The organism is Micromonospora yongxingensis (assembly GCF_052601155.1).
On sequence record NZ_JBQXEO010000013.1, the window covers coordinates 90,692 to 104,774 of the forward strand.

Annotated in this window: 15 protein-coding genes; 8 read left to right on the forward strand and 7 right to left on the reverse strand. The window is 71.6% G+C overall.

The features are described from left to right. Window positions 1-69 precede the first annotated feature (69 nt). On the forward strand, window positions 70-1,137 hold the full coding sequence (locus ACTWLT_RS17550) for a DUF4037 domain-containing protein (protein ID WP_445319311.1): 1,068 nt from the start codon (window positions 70-72) through the stop codon (window positions 1,135-1,137). A 12-nt stretch (window positions 1,138-1,149) separates the two neighbouring features. On the opposite strand, the gene ACTWLT_RS17555 is transcribed toward ACTWLT_RS17550, so the two are convergent. Beyond that, window positions 1,150-2,427: an MFS transporter gene (locus tag ACTWLT_RS17555; RefSeq protein WP_445319312.1), complete on the reverse strand. Its 1,278-nt coding sequence runs from the start codon at window positions 2,425-2,427 to the stop codon at window positions 1,150-1,152. A gap of 83 nt (window positions 2,428-2,510) precedes the next feature. Between ACTWLT_RS17555 and ACTWLT_RS17560 the strand changes: the two genes are divergently transcribed. Further along, the gene (locus ACTWLT_RS17560) at window positions 2,511-3,392 is read left to right on the forward strand and encodes a winged helix-turn-helix transcriptional regulator (protein ID WP_445319313.1); all 882 of its coding nucleotides are present in this window, start codon (window positions 2,511-2,513) and stop codon (window positions 3,390-3,392) included. Between the two features lie 60 nt (window positions 3,393-3,452). On the opposite strand, the gene ACTWLT_RS17565 is transcribed toward ACTWLT_RS17560, so the two are convergent. Next, entirely contained in the window at window positions 3,453-4,823 is a 1,371-nt protein-coding gene (locus tag ACTWLT_RS17565; RefSeq protein ID WP_445319314.1) for a glycosyl hydrolase family 18 protein, read from the reverse strand. A gap of 230 nt (window positions 4,824-5,053) precedes the next feature. Here ACTWLT_RS17565 and ACTWLT_RS17570 point away from each other — a divergent pair, with 230 nt between their 5' ends. The 3 genes from ACTWLT_RS17570 to ACTWLT_RS17580 all read left to right on the forward strand — a co-directional run bounded on the left by ACTWLT_RS17570 (window position 5,054) and on the right by ACTWLT_RS17580 (window position 7,932). Next, window positions 5,054-6,169 carry a M24 family metallopeptidase gene (locus tag ACTWLT_RS17570; protein WP_445319315.1) on the forward strand — a complete coding sequence of 372 codons (1,116 nt, stop codon included), beginning with the start codon at window positions 5,054-5,056 and terminating at the stop codon, window positions 6,167-6,169. Then, window positions 6,166-7,308, forward strand: a complete 1,143-nt coding sequence (locus ACTWLT_RS17575) for an acyl-CoA dehydrogenase family protein (protein ID WP_445319316.1) — start codon at window positions 6,166-6,168, stop codon at window positions 7,306-7,308. The genes ACTWLT_RS17570 and ACTWLT_RS17575 overlap by 4 nt, the downstream gene beginning before the upstream one ends. Before the next feature lie 117 nt (window positions 7,309-7,425). Beyond that, complete coding sequence (locus tag ACTWLT_RS17580; protein ID WP_252414127.1) at window positions 7,426-7,932, forward strand: Lrp/AsnC family transcriptional regulator; 507 nt, start codon at window positions 7,426-7,428, stop codon at window positions 7,930-7,932. On the opposite strand, the gene ACTWLT_RS17585 is transcribed toward ACTWLT_RS17580, so the two are convergent. Further along, window positions 7,862-8,473 carry a histidine phosphatase family protein gene (locus ACTWLT_RS17585; protein ID WP_252414126.1) on the reverse strand — a complete coding sequence of 204 codons (612 nt, stop codon included), beginning with the start codon at window positions 8,471-8,473 and terminating at the stop codon, window positions 7,862-7,864. The genes ACTWLT_RS17580 and ACTWLT_RS17585 overlap by 71 nt on opposite strands. A 211-nt stretch (window positions 8,474-8,684) precedes the next feature. Here ACTWLT_RS17585 and ACTWLT_RS17590 point away from each other — a divergent pair, with 211 nt between their 5' ends. Beyond that, window positions 8,685-8,879, forward strand: coding sequence for a CsbD family protein (locus tag ACTWLT_RS17590; protein WP_252414125.1), 195 nt, complete (start codon window positions 8,685-8,687; stop codon window positions 8,877-8,879). A 73-nt stretch (window positions 8,880-8,952) separates the two neighbouring features. After that, window positions 8,953-9,294: a YnfA family protein gene (locus tag ACTWLT_RS17595; RefSeq protein ID WP_445319317.1), complete on the forward strand. Its 342-nt coding sequence runs from the start codon at window positions 8,953-8,955 to the stop codon at window positions 9,292-9,294. A 40-nt stretch (window positions 9,295-9,334) separates the two neighbouring features. Here ACTWLT_RS17595 and ACTWLT_RS17600 read toward each other — a convergent pair whose 3' ends face one another. The 3 genes from ACTWLT_RS17600 to ACTWLT_RS17610 all read right to left on the reverse strand — a co-directional run bounded on the left by ACTWLT_RS17600 (window position 9,335) and on the right by ACTWLT_RS17610 (window position 12,057). Further along, window positions 9,335-10,363, reverse strand: coding sequence for an aldo/keto reductase (locus tag ACTWLT_RS17600; protein ID WP_445319318.1), 1,029 nt, complete (start codon window positions 10,361-10,363; stop codon window positions 9,335-9,337). Between the two features lie 81 nt (window positions 10,364-10,444). Next, the gene (locus ACTWLT_RS17605) at window positions 10,445-10,894 is read right to left on the reverse strand and encodes a nitroreductase/quinone reductase family protein (protein ID WP_445319319.1); all 450 of its coding nucleotides are present in this window, start codon (window positions 10,892-10,894) and stop codon (window positions 10,445-10,447) included. A 170-nt stretch (window positions 10,895-11,064) separates the two neighbouring features. Then, complete coding sequence (locus tag ACTWLT_RS17610) at window positions 11,065-12,057, reverse strand: AraC family transcriptional regulator (RefSeq protein WP_445319320.1); 993 nt, start codon at window positions 12,055-12,057, stop codon at window positions 11,065-11,067. A gap of 59 nt (window positions 12,058-12,116) precedes the next feature. Here ACTWLT_RS17610 and ACTWLT_RS17615 point away from each other — a divergent pair, with 59 nt between their 5' ends. Continuing rightward, a complete protein-coding gene (locus ACTWLT_RS17615) occupies window positions 12,117-13,010 on the forward strand; it encodes a polysaccharide deacetylase family protein (RefSeq protein ID WP_445319321.1) in 894 nt (297 codons plus the stop codon). A 107-nt stretch (window positions 13,011-13,117) separates the two neighbouring features. Here ACTWLT_RS17615 and ACTWLT_RS17620 read toward each other — a convergent pair whose 3' ends face one another. Further along, window positions 13,118-13,819 carry a YsnF/AvaK domain-containing protein gene (locus ACTWLT_RS17620; protein ID WP_445319322.1) on the reverse strand — a complete coding sequence of 234 codons (702 nt, stop codon included), beginning with the start codon at window positions 13,817-13,819 and terminating at the stop codon, window positions 13,118-13,120. Window positions 13,820-14,083 lie beyond the last annotated feature (264 nt).

Here is a 14,083-nt window from a genome sequence, read left to right on the forward strand (position 1 = left end):
GACCTCCAGGGACGTCCGGGCCGGCAAACCGCCGTGCGGGCTGGTCGCCGCGCGGCGCAGACTGCCGGTATGGCGTTCCTTCCCGGCCTGACGCTGGCCCGCCGCTACCACGACGAGGTGGTCGCGCCGATCCTGCGCCGCCATGACCCCGATCTGCGGTACGCGGCCGGACTACTCGACGGCGGGTCGGAGCTGCTCGGCCTGGACACCGCGCGGTCCACCGACCACGACTGGGGGCCGCGCCTGCAGCTGTTCGTCCCGGCGGCCGAGGCGGCCCGGATCCCCGACCTGCACGCCGCGCTGAGCGCCGAGTTGCCGATGGAATTCCTCGGCTGGCCGACCCGCTTCGCCGGCGAGAACGAGCGGCTGGGACGCGCCGATCCGGCGGGCAGCCGGCACGGGGTCAGCGTCGACGAGCTGGCTGGCTGGTGGCGCTGCCGGCTCGGCTTCGACCCGGCCGCCGGGGTCACCACGGCGGACTGGCTCGCCATCCCGACACAGCGGTTGGCGGAGGTGACCGGCGGTGCGGTGTTCCACGACGGTCTCGCCGGCGCGCTGACGGCCCGGCGTGCGGCGGTGGACTGGTATCCGTCGGACGTGTGGCGGCACGTGCTCGCCGCCGCCTGGACCCGGATCGCGCAGGCGGAGCACCTGCCCGGCCGGTGCGCCGAGGTGGGTGACGAGTTGGGCAGCCGGGTGGTGGCCGCCGGGTTGGCCCGGGACCTGATGCGGCTCGGCCTGCTGCTGCACCGGCGTTGGCCGCCGTACGACAAGTGGCTCGGCACGGTCTTCGGCCGGGTCGCCGGCGCCGAGCCGGTGATTGCGGCGCTTGGCGACGCGCTCGGCCCCGGCGACTGGGCACGGCGCCAGGCCGGGCTCGTCGAGGCCCTGGAGACGGTGGCCCGATGGACCGACGAGACCGGTCTGGCGGCGCCGGTGCGCGCCCGGGCCGAGCCCTTTCACAGCCGCCCGTTCCTGGTGCTGCGCGCCGAGCGGGTCGCCGCCGCGTTGAGTGCCGCCATCACCGACCCGGCGTTGCGCCACCGGCCGCCGCTGGGTGCGATCGACCAGTACGTGCACAGCGTCGATGTGCTCGCCGACGCGGCCCGGGTGCGTCGGGTCGCCGGCAGCCTCTGACAGGCCGTGTGGTCACCGACCTCCGACGGTGACCGCCGGCGCGTCGGGTTGGGTCGGGCCCTCGTCGCGGTCGTGGTCGGTGAGGTCGCGCAGGTGCCGGACGGGGGAGAGCAGCAGCACCAGCGGCGCGGCGACCACCACGCCGGCGACGATCAGCAGGGTCGCCCGGGCGCCCAGCGGCCCGGCCACCGCGCCGGCGACCAGCCCGCCGACCGGGATCGCGCCCCAGGAGACGAACCGCACCGTCGCCATCACCCGGGAGAGCAGGTCGGGCGGGCTGGCGATCTGCCGGTAGGTCCGGGTCGTGACGCTGAGGACCACCGTCCCGAGGGAGAAGATGACGTTGCCGGCGGCGAAGGCGGCGTACGCCGGCCAGCCGGTGCCCCAGGGGATCAGGAACGCCCCGGCGACCGTGGTGAACCCGGCGGCGATCAGCGCGCGTGCGGTGCCGATCCGTGCCGTGATCCATGAGGTGAGCGCCGCCCCGACGAGCGCGCCGGCACCCTCGACGGCGAGGAGCACCCCGACCAGACCGGCGGGGGCGTGCAGCTCACGGACCAGGTAGAGCGGGTAGAGCGCGAACTGGGCGCCGCAGACGAAGTTCATCGCCGTCGCCGCCCACATGCTCGGGCCCATCACCGGGTGGTACGCGACGAAGCGCCAGCCCTGGCGGATCAGCTCGCCGACCGGCGGCCAGCGGTCCGGCGCGTCGGCGCGGCGGGCGGGCAGGGTACGCAGCAGCGCGGCCGAGACGAGGTAGCTGGCGCTGTCGACGAGCAGGGTGGGCACCGCGCCGAGTGCGTGCACGGCGAAGCCGCCGAGCGCGGGGCCGCTGAGTTGGGTGGCGGCGTGGGTGGCCGAGGTGAGGCTGTTGCGCGACTGGAGCTGTTCACGGTCGACGATGCTGGGCAGGAAGGTCGAGTTGGCCACGTCGAAGAGCACGTTGGCGAAGCTGACCACGAGCGCGGTCACCACCAGGTGGGCGACGGTGAGGTGGCCCCACCACCAGGCGAGGGGGATCGACGCGACGGCGACCGCGCGGGCCAGGTCGGCGCCGATCTGGGCGCCCCGCAGCGGGAGGCGCTGCACGATGACGCCGGCGGGCAGCCCGATCACGATCCAGGCGACGTAGCTGGCCGCGGCGATCAGGCCCATCTGGAACGCGGTGGCGTCGAGCACGGTGAGCGCCGTCAGCGGCAGGGCCACCGCGCCGACCGCCGACCCGACCATGCTGGTCGTGCCGGCGGTCCACCATCGCCAGAACACTCCGGCCCGCTCTCCGACGCGCATGTCGTCCGCCCCCGTTCAGCCGAGCCAGTGCGTTCCAATCTGGAACGGACTATAGTCGAAGCCGACACGGACGGGGGTGACGGGTGCGGCGGGAGGATCTTGCCGACGCGGACTGCGGCATCGCGCAGGCGCTCGGCGTGCTGGGGGACTGGTGGACGTTCCTCATCGTGCGCGACATCGCGGGCGGGACGACCCGCTTCGACGCGCTCCAACGGGAGCTCGGCGTCAGCCGGCGGGCGCTGACCGAGCGCCTCACCGCGCTGGTCGAGCACGGTGTGCTGGAGCGCCGGCCGTACTCGCAGCACCCACCGCGCCACGACTACCTGCTCACCGCCAGGGGTGAGGGTCTGCTACCGGTGCTGATCGCACTGCAGGACTGGGGGACGAGGCACCTGATGGGCGACGGAGAGCTGACCGCGACCGCCGACGCCACCTCTGGCGAGGCGCGCCGGGTGCACGACCTGATCGGCCGGCGACTGCCCGACGTCGCCCTCCCCGGACCCGACGGGCAGCCGGTCGCGTTGACCGGCACCGACGCCTGGAACGTCCTCTACTTCTTTCCCGGGGCGTACGCGCCGGAGGCGCACGCGTATCCGCCGGGCTGGGCGGAGATTCCCGGTGCACGGGGCTGCACGCTGGAGTCGAACACCTACGCCACCCGGTACGCGGACTTCCGCGCCGCCGGTGCGGACGTGCGAGGCGTCAGCACGCAGCGGCCGGACCAGCTCGCCGAGTTCGCCTCGCACGCCCGGCTGCCGTTCCCGCTGCTGTCCGACCAGGACGGTCGGCTCGCCGCAGGGCTGCTGCTGCCCACCTTCCGCGCTGGTGGAGTCCCCCGGTTCAAGCGGCTGACGTTGCTCGTCGACCCGACGGCGACGGTCCGGGCCGTGCAGTTCCCCGTCACCGATCCGGCCGGCTCGGTGGACGAGATGCTCGACCTCGTCCGCGAACACCGCACCGCGTGATCGGGGCGGATGTACGCAGGGGCTCCCCGCGTCACCGCGGGGAGCCCCTGCGTGCGGCTGTCAGGCCGGGAGGGTCCAGCGCTGGTTGGCGCCCGCGAAGCAGTCCCAGATCTGCAACCGGGTGCCGTCGGCGGAGCTGTTTCCGGTGGCGTCCAGGCACTTGCCCGACTGCGGGTTGCGCAGCGTCCCGTTGGACTGGGCCTGCCAGACCTGGGCGCCGCTGCCGTTGCAGTCCCACAGCTGGACCTTGGCGCCGTTGACGGTGGAGCCGCCGGCGATGTCGGCGCACTTGCCGAGGGCGCGCAGCGTGCTGTTGCTGGCCACGGTCCAGCTCTGCGCGTTGCTGCCGTTGCAGCCCCACAACTGCACGGCCGTGCCGTTGGCGGTGCTGGCCGATGCCACGTCGACGCACTTGCCGCCGATCCCGGTGATCGGGCCGGTGCGGCCGGTCGGCGGCGGGGTGGTGCCGCCCATGATGGTGTCGTACATCGCGCTGACGAGCGAGGTCGAGCCGGTGGTGTCCTGCGACAGCTCCCAGTTCATCACGCCGCCGGCGTTGGCCAGCGCCCACTGCGTCTTGCGCTTCACCGTCGGGATGCCGTTGTAGCACTGCTGGGCCCCGGCGACCGTGGTGCAGTCCCGGTTGGCGTTCGCCGGGTCCATGGCCACCAGTGCCGAGTAGGTGTAGTAGCCGGGGCGGCTGTAGAACGGGATACCGAGGACGGCCTTGCTGGCCGGTAGGCCGCGCGACTTCCACAGGTTGATGCTGGCGACCGACCAGTCGTAGTTGGCGTGCGGGTTGCCGCCGTCGTACGCCATGATGTTGAGCCAGTCGACCTGCGCGAACACGGCCGTCTGGACGCCCTCGACGCTGCCACCCTCGGAGACCACGGCGGCGGTGAGCAGCTTGCCGCGGCTGTGCATGGCGCTGCCGAGCTGCGTCATGAGCTGGGTGTAGTTGTTGGCCGAGGCGCCCGGGTCCGGGTACTCCCAGTCCATGTCGACGCCGTCGAGGTTGTACTGGTTGACGAAGTTGACCAGGTTGTTGACGAAGTTGGTCCGGCTGCCGGAGTTGGCCGCGAGGGCCTCGAAGGCCGAGTCGTTGCCGTCGTTCCAGCCGCCGACCGCGATCGACACCTTGACGTTGTTGGCGTGGGCGAGGGAGACCAGCGAGGAGAGCTTGCTCGGGTTCTCCACGGCGCGCAGGCTGCCGTCGTTGTTGGGCAGCACGAACGCGTAGTTGATGTGGGTGAGCTTGTTGTACTGGATGGTGTTGACGTTGCCGGCCCAGGAGGGCATGTAGCCGACGCTCTTGAAGTTGTTGGGCAGCACCACGGCCTGCGCGGCGGTGGGGACGAGGGTGAGGGTGGCGCCGGCGGTGGCCAGCGCGAGCAGGCCGGCGGCGAGGGCGCGGCGCAGTGGTGACGACATCGGGGGCCTTCCCGTGGGCGGGGGACGACAGCCGCCCGCGCGGGGTCGTCGCGGGCGGGCGGTACGGGACGCAGGGACGGGTGGGCCTCGAGGCAGCCAAATCTTAAAGAGTGTTAACTGTCGGCGTCAATCAACGTCGGTGGATTTCCCGGCTTCCGGCGGCCGGGATGTACGGGGCGCGGCGACGCGCCCACTCCCGGCGATCCCCAAACGACCGTTAAGCTGACGGCGTGGGAACCGACGAGCTGTACCCGCCGGACCGGCTGACCGCCGCGCAGCGCGCCACCGCCGCCGCCGGCCTGGACGCCCTGCTACTCACCCCCGGCTCCGATCTCCGCTACCTGACCGGGTACGACGCCCACGAGGGGGAGCGGCTGACCTGCCTGGTGCTGCCCGCCCAGGGCGAGCCGACACTGATCGTGCCGACCTTGGAGCGCCCGGCGGCGGAGGCGTCCCCGGCACCCACCACCGGGGTACGCATCGTCGACCACCCCGACGGCACCGACCCGTACCCCCTGGTCGTCACCGCCCTCGACGGCCCCGTCACGACGGTCGGTCTGGCCGATCGGATGTGGGCCGAGCAGGTCCTCGCCCTGCGCACCGCGCTCCCCGGCGCCGCGCAGCGGCTCGCCGGCGAGGTGCTGCGCGAGCTGCGCATCCGCAAATCCCCCGCGGAGGTCGCGGCGCTCGCCGAGGCCGGCGCGGCGATCGACGAGGTGCACCGACGGATGGGGGAGTGGCTGCGCCCCGGGCGCACCGAGGCCGAGGTGGCCGCCGACATCGCCGCGGCGATCCGCGCCGCCGGGCACGTCACCGTCGACTTCGTCATCGTGGCCGCCGGGCCGAACGGCGCCAGCCCGCACCACGGCACCTCGGGCCGGCCGATCGGCGCCGGCGAGCCGGTGGTCGTGGACATCGGCGGCACCATGGCCTCGGGTTACCGCTCGGACTGCACCCGCACCTACGTCGCGGGCGGGCCGGCGCCGGCCGAGTTCCTGGACTACTACGCGGTGCTGCACGACGCCCAGCGCGCCGCCGTGGCGGCCGTACGCCCCGGGATCACCGGCGCGGAAGCCGACGCCGCCGCCCGGGAGCCGATCACCGCCGCCGGCTACGGCCCGGCGTTCCTGCACCGCACCGGCCACGGCATCGGCCTGGACGGTCACGAGGAGCCCTACCTGGTGGCCGGCAACGACCGGCCGCTGGAGGCGGGAATGGCGTTCTCCATCGAGCCGGGCATCTACCTCGCGGGCCGGCACGGCGCCCGCATCGAGGACATCGTCGTCTGCACCCCAGACGGCGTGCAACGGCTCAACACCACCCCCACGGAGCTCATCGCGCTATGACTGTCGACCGGATCCTCCCCACCGACGAGGCCCACGACCTGCTGGACCTCGCCACCGAGCTCGCCGACCGCGAGCTCGCGCCGAAAGCCGCCGGCTTCGAGGAGCGCGCCGAGTTCCCCCGCGACGTGCTGCGAACCCTCGGGCGGGCGGGCCTGCTCGGCCTGCCGTACCCGGAGGAGCACGGCGGCGCGGCCCAGCCGTACGAGGTGTACCTCCAGGTGCTGGAGATCCTGGCCAGCCGCTGGCTCGCCGTCGCCGAGGCGGTCAGCGTGCACACCCTGTCCTGCTACCCGGTGGCCGCGTTCGGCAACGACGAGCAGCGCAAACTGCTGCCGGACATGCTCGGCGGCGAACTGCTCGGCGCGTACTGCCTCTCCGAGCCGCAGGGCGGCTCCGACGCGGCGGCGCTCAGCACCCGGGCGGTCCGCGACGGCGACGCGTACGTCGTCTCCGGCACCAAGGCGTGGATCACCCACGCCCGGGTCGCCGACTTCTACAACGTCTTCTGCCGCACCGGCGGGCCCGGCCCGAAGGGCATCTCCTGCCTGCTCGCCGACGCCGGCACCGCGGGCATCACACCGCAGGCGGCGGAGCGGACCATGGGGTTGCGCGCCTCGCCGGTCGCGCAGCTCACCTTCGACGAGGCACGGGTGCCGGCCGATCGGTTGATCGGCGGCGAAGGTGTCGGTTTCACCATCGCGATGTCCGCACTGGACTCCGGCCGGCTGGGCATCGCGGCCTGCGCCGTCGGGCTGGCACAGGCCGCGCTGGACTACGCCGTCGGGTACGCCCGGGAGCGGCAGCAGTTCGGCCGGGCCATCATCGACTTCCAGGGGCTGGGCTTCACCCTCGCCGACGCGGCCACCCAGATCTCCGCCGCCCGCGCGCTGACCCTCGCGGCGGCCCGGCTGCGCGACGCGGGGCGCCCGTACTCGATCGAGGCGGCCAAGGCGAAGCTCTTCGCCACCGACATGGCGATGCGGGTGACCACCGATGCCGTGCAGGTGCTCGGCGGCGCCGGCTACGTGGCCGACCACCCGGTGGAGCGGTACATGCGCGAGGCCAAGGTGTTGCAGATCGTGGAGGGCACCAACCAGATCCAGCGGGTGGTGATCTCCCGGGCGCTGACCAAGGGCTGAGCACCGGGCGACGATGCGTGGTGGCGCGGCTGCGGTGGGTCCACCGCGGCCCGCCGCACGCGCGGTGCCGTGGGAGCGTCGTCGCCGTCAGCCGTTTTTCCCGGTAGGTTGCTCGCCGTGGAGGAGATCGACCGCGCCATCGTCGCAGCGCTGACCGGTGACGGCCGGCTGTCGTACACCGACCTGGCCGAGAAGGTGGGCCTGTCGGTGTCCGCCGTGCACCAGCGGGTGCGCCGGCTGGAGCAGCGCGGGGTCATCAAGGGGTACGCCGCCCGGGTCTCCTTCGAGGCGCTGGACCTGCCGTTGACCGCGTTCGTGGCGATCCGGCCGTTCGACCCGTCGCAGCCGGACGACGCGCCGGAGCGACTGGCCCACCTGCCCGAGATCGACTCCTGCTACTCGGTGGCGGGGGAGGACTTCTACATGCTGCTGGTGCGGGTGGCCAGCCCGACCGACCTGGAGCGGGTGCTCCAGGAGATCCGCACCTCGGCGAACGTGACCACCCGGACGACGGTGGTGCTGTCCACCCCGTACGAGAACCGGCCCCCGAAGATCAGTGCCGCGCCACCGAGTCGGTCGCGGTCCCGGGTGCCGGAGGAGCCGGCTGGTTCCACCGCAGGATGACCTGCCGGCCGTGCTCGTGACCGAGAACGCTGACCGTGGCGGTGTCCAGCCGCAGTCGGCCGCCGGCGGACGGGGGCATTCCGATCCAGCGGGCGCCGAGCACCCGCAGGCTGTGGGCGTGGCCGACCAGCGCCACGGTGCCCCGGTCGAGCAGTGGGGTGACCCGGGTCAGCACCCGGTCGAGCCGGTCACCCACCTGCGCGGGTGACTCTCCGCCGGGGCAGCCGTCGGTCCAGATGTTCCAGTGCGGCTGGTCGGAGTGGATGTCGACGGTGGTGCGTCCCTCGTACTCGCCGTAGTTCCACTCGCTGAGGTCCTCGTCGACGGCGTCGACGGTGAGCCCGGCCAGCTGCGCGGTGCGCAGCGCCCGGGAGCGGGGGCTGGCCAGCACGGTGACGAAACGCCGGCCGGCGAGGAACGCCGCGAGGGTGCGGGCCTGCCGCTCGCCGTCGGGGGTCAGCTCCAGATCGGTGTACGAGGTGTGCCGCCGGGTGGCGCTCCAGGTGGTCTCGCCGTGCCGGATCAGCAGGAGCTCTCCCATGCGCCCAGTTAACCATCGCGGGCATGACAGCACCGGGTGGGTACGGCAGCCGTTGACCGTCACCCACGGTGATCCATGCGTCGCGGGTACCGAACGAGGGGCCCTTACTATCTTCCTAGGATGCCTTACGCAATGTGCGGTACGCGACAAACGTTTCGGCAGCAGCGGGGTGGGCAAGCGATCGGAACACCCGCCAGACGGAGGAGGCGCAATGAGCTTCACCGAGAAGGCACGCAACAAGGTCGAGCAGGTGGCCGGCGCCGCCAAGGAGCGGATGGGCGACGCGACCGACAACGAGTCGATGCGCGGCGAGGGCGCGAGCCAGCAGAGCAACGCGCGGGCCAAGCAGGCCGGACAGAACGTGAAGGAAGCCGGCAGCAAGATCAAGGACGCCTTCAACAAGTGACCTGACCGGTCAGGGTCCCCGGGCAGCACCTGCCCGGGGACCCGTGCGTTCGCAGCCGGCTAGGGTCGGCGGCGTGACCGTGCTTCGTTCGCTGGTGTTGTTCGCGCTGGCCGCGCTGGCCGAGATCGGTGGGGCGTGGCTGGTCTGGCAGGGCTGGCGGGAGCAGCGCGGCCTGTGGTGGATCGCCGCCGGAGTGGCGGCGCTGGGCTGTTACGGCTTCGTCGCCACCTTCCAGCCGGACGCGCACTTCGGCCGGATCCTGGCCGCGTACGGCGGGGTGTTCGTGGCGGGTTCGTTGGGCTGGGCGATGCTGGTGGACGGCTTCCGGCCGGACCGGTGGGACCTGGCCGGCGCGGCGCTCTGCCTGCTCGGCGTCGCGGTCATCATGTACGCACCGCGTGGCGCGTCGGCCTAGCGTCGCTGGCATGCCGACGCGCCGTCACGCGATTCGTCGTTCAGACGGCGGAACGCTCCGCGACCGGCCGGCGGCGCAGTCCCACGTTCGACATGGCCGGTGGCACGTAGGCCACGTCGTTGGGGCCCGCGTCGGTGCCGGGCGGCGCGATGTCGTCGATCCGGTCGAGGATCTCGTCGGTCAGGGTGACGTCGGCGCCGGCCAGCAGGTCGTCGAGCTGTGCCATGGTGCGCGGCCCGATGATCGCCGAGGTGACGCCCGGGTGCGCGATCGCGAACGCCATCGCGAGGTGGGTCAGCGGCATGCCAGCCTGTTCGGCGAGCGGGATGAGCTGCTCCACGACGTCGAGCTTGCGCTCGTCGCTGAAATGCTGCGGGGTGTAGCCCGACCGGTGACTGTCGACCTGCTGGCCCTTGCGGTACCGGCCGGTGAGCAGGCCCTGGCCCAGCGGGCTCCACACCAGCGCGCCCATCCCGTACCGCTGGCAGACCGGCAGCACCTCGCGTTCGATGCTCCGGTTGAGGATCGAATACGGCGGTTGCTCGGTGCGGAAGCGTTCGAGGCCGCGCCGCTCGGCGACCCACTGCGCTTCGACGATGTCCGAGGCGGGGAAGGACGACGCGCCGATCGCGCGAACCTTGCCGCTGTGGATGAGGTCGGACAGGGCGGACAGCGTCTCCTCCACGTCGACGGACGGGTCGGGACGGTGGACCTGATAGAGGTCGAGGTGGTCGGTCTGCAGGCGGCGCAGGGAGTTCTCGACCGCGGTGGTGATCCAGCGGCGCGAGTTTCCGCGCTGGTTCGGGTCCTCGCCCATCGGGTAGTGCAGCTTGCTGGCGAGCACGACGTTGTCGCGGCGGCCCTTGAGCGCCTTGCCGACGATCACCTCGGATTCGCCGGCGGAGTACACGTCGGCGGTGTCGACAAAATTGATCCCTGCGTCCAGTGCCTTGTGGATGATGCGGATCGAATCGTCGTGGTCGGGGTTTCCCATGGCGCCGAACATCATGGCGCCGAGGCAGTACGGGCTGACGCTGATTCCGGTACGGCCCAGGTTGCGGTATTTCATGTCGTCCCTTGGAGTGATTCTGTGATTGGTCGGTTCCGTGTCGGCCAGGAACGGCGCGCGTGACCGTTCCTGTGGTGTGGACTATCCGGACTGCGTGGAGGCCGCGGTGCGCAGTTGCTCGTCGTCGAACACGATTTCGAGGAGTGGGCTGCGGGCGAACCAGTCGTCGAACCTCTGGCGCCGGCCGACCCGGGCAGCGATCTCGGGTCGGTTCTGGAGGTCGAGGACCGCGGTGATCACCCGCCGTCGTGTCGGCTCGTCGACCGGCACCGCGGTGGCGGGCAGGTCGGCTGTGACACCGTGCTTGAGATGCACCGTGAACCGTGGGTGGGCGCGCAGGTTCGCGTACCAACTGCGGGGTCCGGGCATGCCGGTCAGGTACCAGCGGCCGTCGACGCGGTGGAACCAGATTTCGACGCGGCGTGGGATGCCGCTGCGTGCTCCCAGTGTCGTGATGTCGATGGTGCGCTCGGCCGCGGACGAGTCCGGTCCGATGGCGAGGGCTCGTGCGATGGCGTCGTTGGCCGTCATGGGCGGATCGCGGGCTCGTCGCGGTGGGCCATGTCGCCCTCGGTTTTGGTACGGCTCATTGCGCGGTATGTCATTCTGCCCCCATGTTCTGATGAGTTCGATTGAAGCAGCGCCGCGGAGGCCGAACTAGGCAAATCGTGTCGAGTGGTTGCACGATCCTCTTGCGGGTGTCAGGGGAGTGCGGCGCCAGTGCTTCCGGATCCGGCCCGTATGCGCAAGGCGTCGATGCTGGGCGGGGCGCCGAACAGTCGCCGGTACTCCCGACTGAATTGGGACGGGCTGTCGTATCCGACACGGTGGGCGACGCGGCTGATGTCGTTGGGGCTGTTTGTCAGCAGCAGTCGCGCCGTCTGCAGGCGGATGTGCTTCTGGAACTGGATGGGGCTCATCGCCGTCACCGCCTGGAAGTTCCGGTGGAACGCGGAGACGCTCATTCCGGAGAGCTGCGCGACCTCGTCGACGCGGAACGGCCGGGTGTAGTTCTCCCGGATCCATCGCACGGCCCGGGAGATGTGGCTCAGGCTGCTGTCGGCGAGGCCGATCTGCCGGACGGTCTCACCTTGTTCGCCGGTCATCAACCGCCAGAGGATCTCGCGCTTGAACAGAGGGGCCAGTGTCCTGCGGTCGTGTGGGCGGTCGAGCAGACGTAGCAGCCGCACGATGGCGTCGAGCAGTTCGTCCGGGGCGTCGCTGACCGTGATTCCGGGCCGCGCGGTACCGGAGGACTGCGGCAGGTCGCCCGGCCCGGCCCCCAGTAGCAGCTCCGCGATGGCGGCGGGTTCCAGGGTCATCCCGAAGCCGAGCGTGGGGTTGCCCGGGGTGGTTTCGATGACGTGCCCCGTCACCGGGAGGTCAACCGAGGCGACGAGGTACTGACCTGGGCCGTATTCGTACACCTGGTCGCCGAGTGCGAGGCGCTTGCCACCCCGGGCGATGACCGCCAGCACCTTGCCGGACATGGAGGAGACCGGGGAGGCGGTGGGGTCGATCCGGCAGACCCGCACGCCTTCGATCGCGGTGTTCAGATCGAGGCGTACGTGCCGTTCCAGCAGGTCGCGAAGCTCGGCCAGGGGCATGTCCGACAGTGCAGCACGACACCTGCGATGACCGCTGGTGAGCGGCAGGATCGTGCAAGGAGTCGCCAGTTTCGTGAGAGCGTCCACCCGGTCTGGCCGACAGTTGGGGGACACGGTTCTTCTTCACGTCTGGGATGATCACCGCCGTGATCCGATCTTGGGTGCGCCCGCTGCTCGGTGTGGTGGTGGCGGTGGCCGTCGTCGGCGCTGCCGCGTCGCTGATCGGGCGGTCCGCTCGGCCCGCTCCGTCCACGACCATCGGCGGATCGTTCGTCGCGCCGGTTGCCCCGACGGTGCCTGCGGTTGCCGCGACCACCCAGGAGCCCCGGCCCGCGGCCACCGTGGCTGGGGCGACGCGCCCGGGGACCCGGCCGCCGGTGGTGGATCACGGACCGCGCACCGGCAACCGGGTGGCGTTGACGTTCGACGCGGACATGACCGACGGGATGCTGGGCAATCTGCGCGCCGGGCGGGTGAGGTCCTACGCCAATCTGCGCATCCTCGACGTGTTGGAGCGGGAGCAGGTTGCGGCCACCTTCTTCCTGACCGGCAAGTGGGTGCAGCGCTATCCGGAGATCACCCGGCGGATCGCCGGCAATCCCCGTTTCGAGTTGGCCAACCACACCTACGGGCACCTGGCGTACACGGGTGACTGTTACGACCTGCCGCGGTTGCCGGCGCGGGGTATGACCGACGACGCGGCGAAGACGTTCGAGGTGATTGCACCGTATGGGGGGCGGCAGACGCGCTACTTCCGCTTTCCGGGGCTCTGCCACGACGCGGCGGCCCTGGAGGCGCTCGCGCCGCTGGGGGTGACGGTGGTCGACGGGGACGTGGTGAGCGGGGACCCGTTCGCCACGGCCTGGGAGCCGCTCGTGCGGGCGGTGCTGGACAACGTACGCCCCGGGTCGGTTGTGATCATGCATGTGACGGAGGCGAACGCCCGGATGACCGACGAGGCGCTGCCGTACATCCTGGCCGGGCTGCGTGAGCGGGGCCTGGTCCCGGCGCCGCTGTCCGAGGTGCTGGCCGGCGCCTGAAGCGCCGGGCCTAGTCGCCGGCACGCGGGCCCTCTGCCATGCCGGTAGGCAACGGGCGGGCGGGTACTGATGACCCGCCCGCCCGTCCTTGGTGTCCAGCCTGACGCTTACCGTCGGCGGCGGCTGGGCTCCGGGATGTTTGCCTCGATCTCCTCGTGGCGGACCTGTTCGTCGATCGGTTGGTCCTCGACCACCTCGTTCTTGGCCAGGCGGACTCGCTCGACCGGCACGCTGTCCTTGGCCACCACGGGCCGTTCGGCGCGCAGCTGCATCTCCTGCTGTGCCTCGCCGATGCCGGCGCGAACGTTGCCCGCGTCCGAGGCCGTGATCGGTTCGCGCTCGACGTAGACCTCGTCGTGCTCGACCGGGACGGTCGTGTGCACGTTCTCGGTGACCACGTTCTTGCGCAGCACCGCCTTGCCGGCAGGCTGGCTCTCGGTGCCCACTCGCAGCCGCTCCTCGGAGCGGATGAGTTCCTCGCGGGCCTGCGGCGTCTGCTTCGGCTGCATGCGATAGTGCGCGTAGAGCTGCGTCGTCTGCTCGGCGTTCAGCGGCGTGTCGTTGTCGGGCTCCACGCTCGGGGCGCTGCGGACGTCTGCCTGGTCGTAGGCGACCTTCAGCTTCCCCTTCTGCATCTGCGCGTTGCTCAGCGGGGCCATCGGATCACGGCCACCGCCGGTTTGCACGCTGACCCAGGCCGGGTGGCCTGCGGTGGCCCACACCTGGCGGACCGTGCCGATCTTGGAACCCGACTGGTCTTGGAGGTCCTGGCCGTACAGCGAACGCACCTGCTGTTCATTGAGTTGCACGGGTCGTCCTCCTCTCGCGTGTCACCCTCCGCGTACCCGACGAGTCCCCGGCTATTCGGCACCCCGCGCCTACGCGAAGCGGACGAGTGGCCCGAACGGCTGACTGCGTGATGGTCAGGACGAAGACGACGTCGAAGAAGATCTCGATGGGAGCGACGCGGGCGGCGGCGCCGGTGTCAGGGGCGGGCCGCGCGTGTCCGATGGTGGGGACGGTAGTCGTCGGAATGCGCGACGCCCCCGGGAAGCGGGTTCCGCGGGGGCGTC

Excerpts from the sequence above, each read along its gene's own strand:
- ACTWLT_RS17585 (WP_252414126.1), bottom strand. The coding sequence starts at position 8,473 with ATGGGAGAGCTCCTGCTGATCCGGCACGGCGAGACCACCTGGAGCGCC.
- ACTWLT_RS17550 (WP_445319311.1), top strand. The coding sequence starts at position 70 with ATGGCGTTCCTTCCCGGCCTGACGCTGGCCCGCCGCTACCACGACGAG.
- ACTWLT_RS17565 (WP_445319314.1), bottom strand. The coding sequence starts at position 4,823 with ATGTCGTCACCACTGCGCCGCGCCCTCGCCGCCGGCCTGCTCGCGCTG.
- ACTWLT_RS17605 (WP_445319319.1), bottom strand. The coding sequence starts at position 10,894 with ATGACGGCCAACGACGCCATCGCACGAGCCCTCGCCATCGGACCGGAC.
- ACTWLT_RS17555 (WP_445319312.1), bottom strand. The coding sequence starts at position 2,427 with ATGCGCGTCGGAGAGCGGGCCGGAGTGTTCTGGCGATGGTGGACCGCC.
- ACTWLT_RS17600 (WP_445319318.1), bottom strand. The coding sequence starts at position 10,363 with ATGAAATACCGCAACCTGGGCCGTACCGGAATCAGCGTCAGCCCGTAC.
- ACTWLT_RS17575 (WP_445319316.1), top strand. The coding sequence starts at position 6,166 with ATGACTGTCGACCGGATCCTCCCCACCGACGAGGCCCACGACCTGCTG.
- ACTWLT_RS17590 (WP_252414125.1), top strand. The coding sequence starts at position 8,685 with ATGAGCTTCACCGAGAAGGCACGCAACAAGGTCGAGCAGGTGGCCGGC.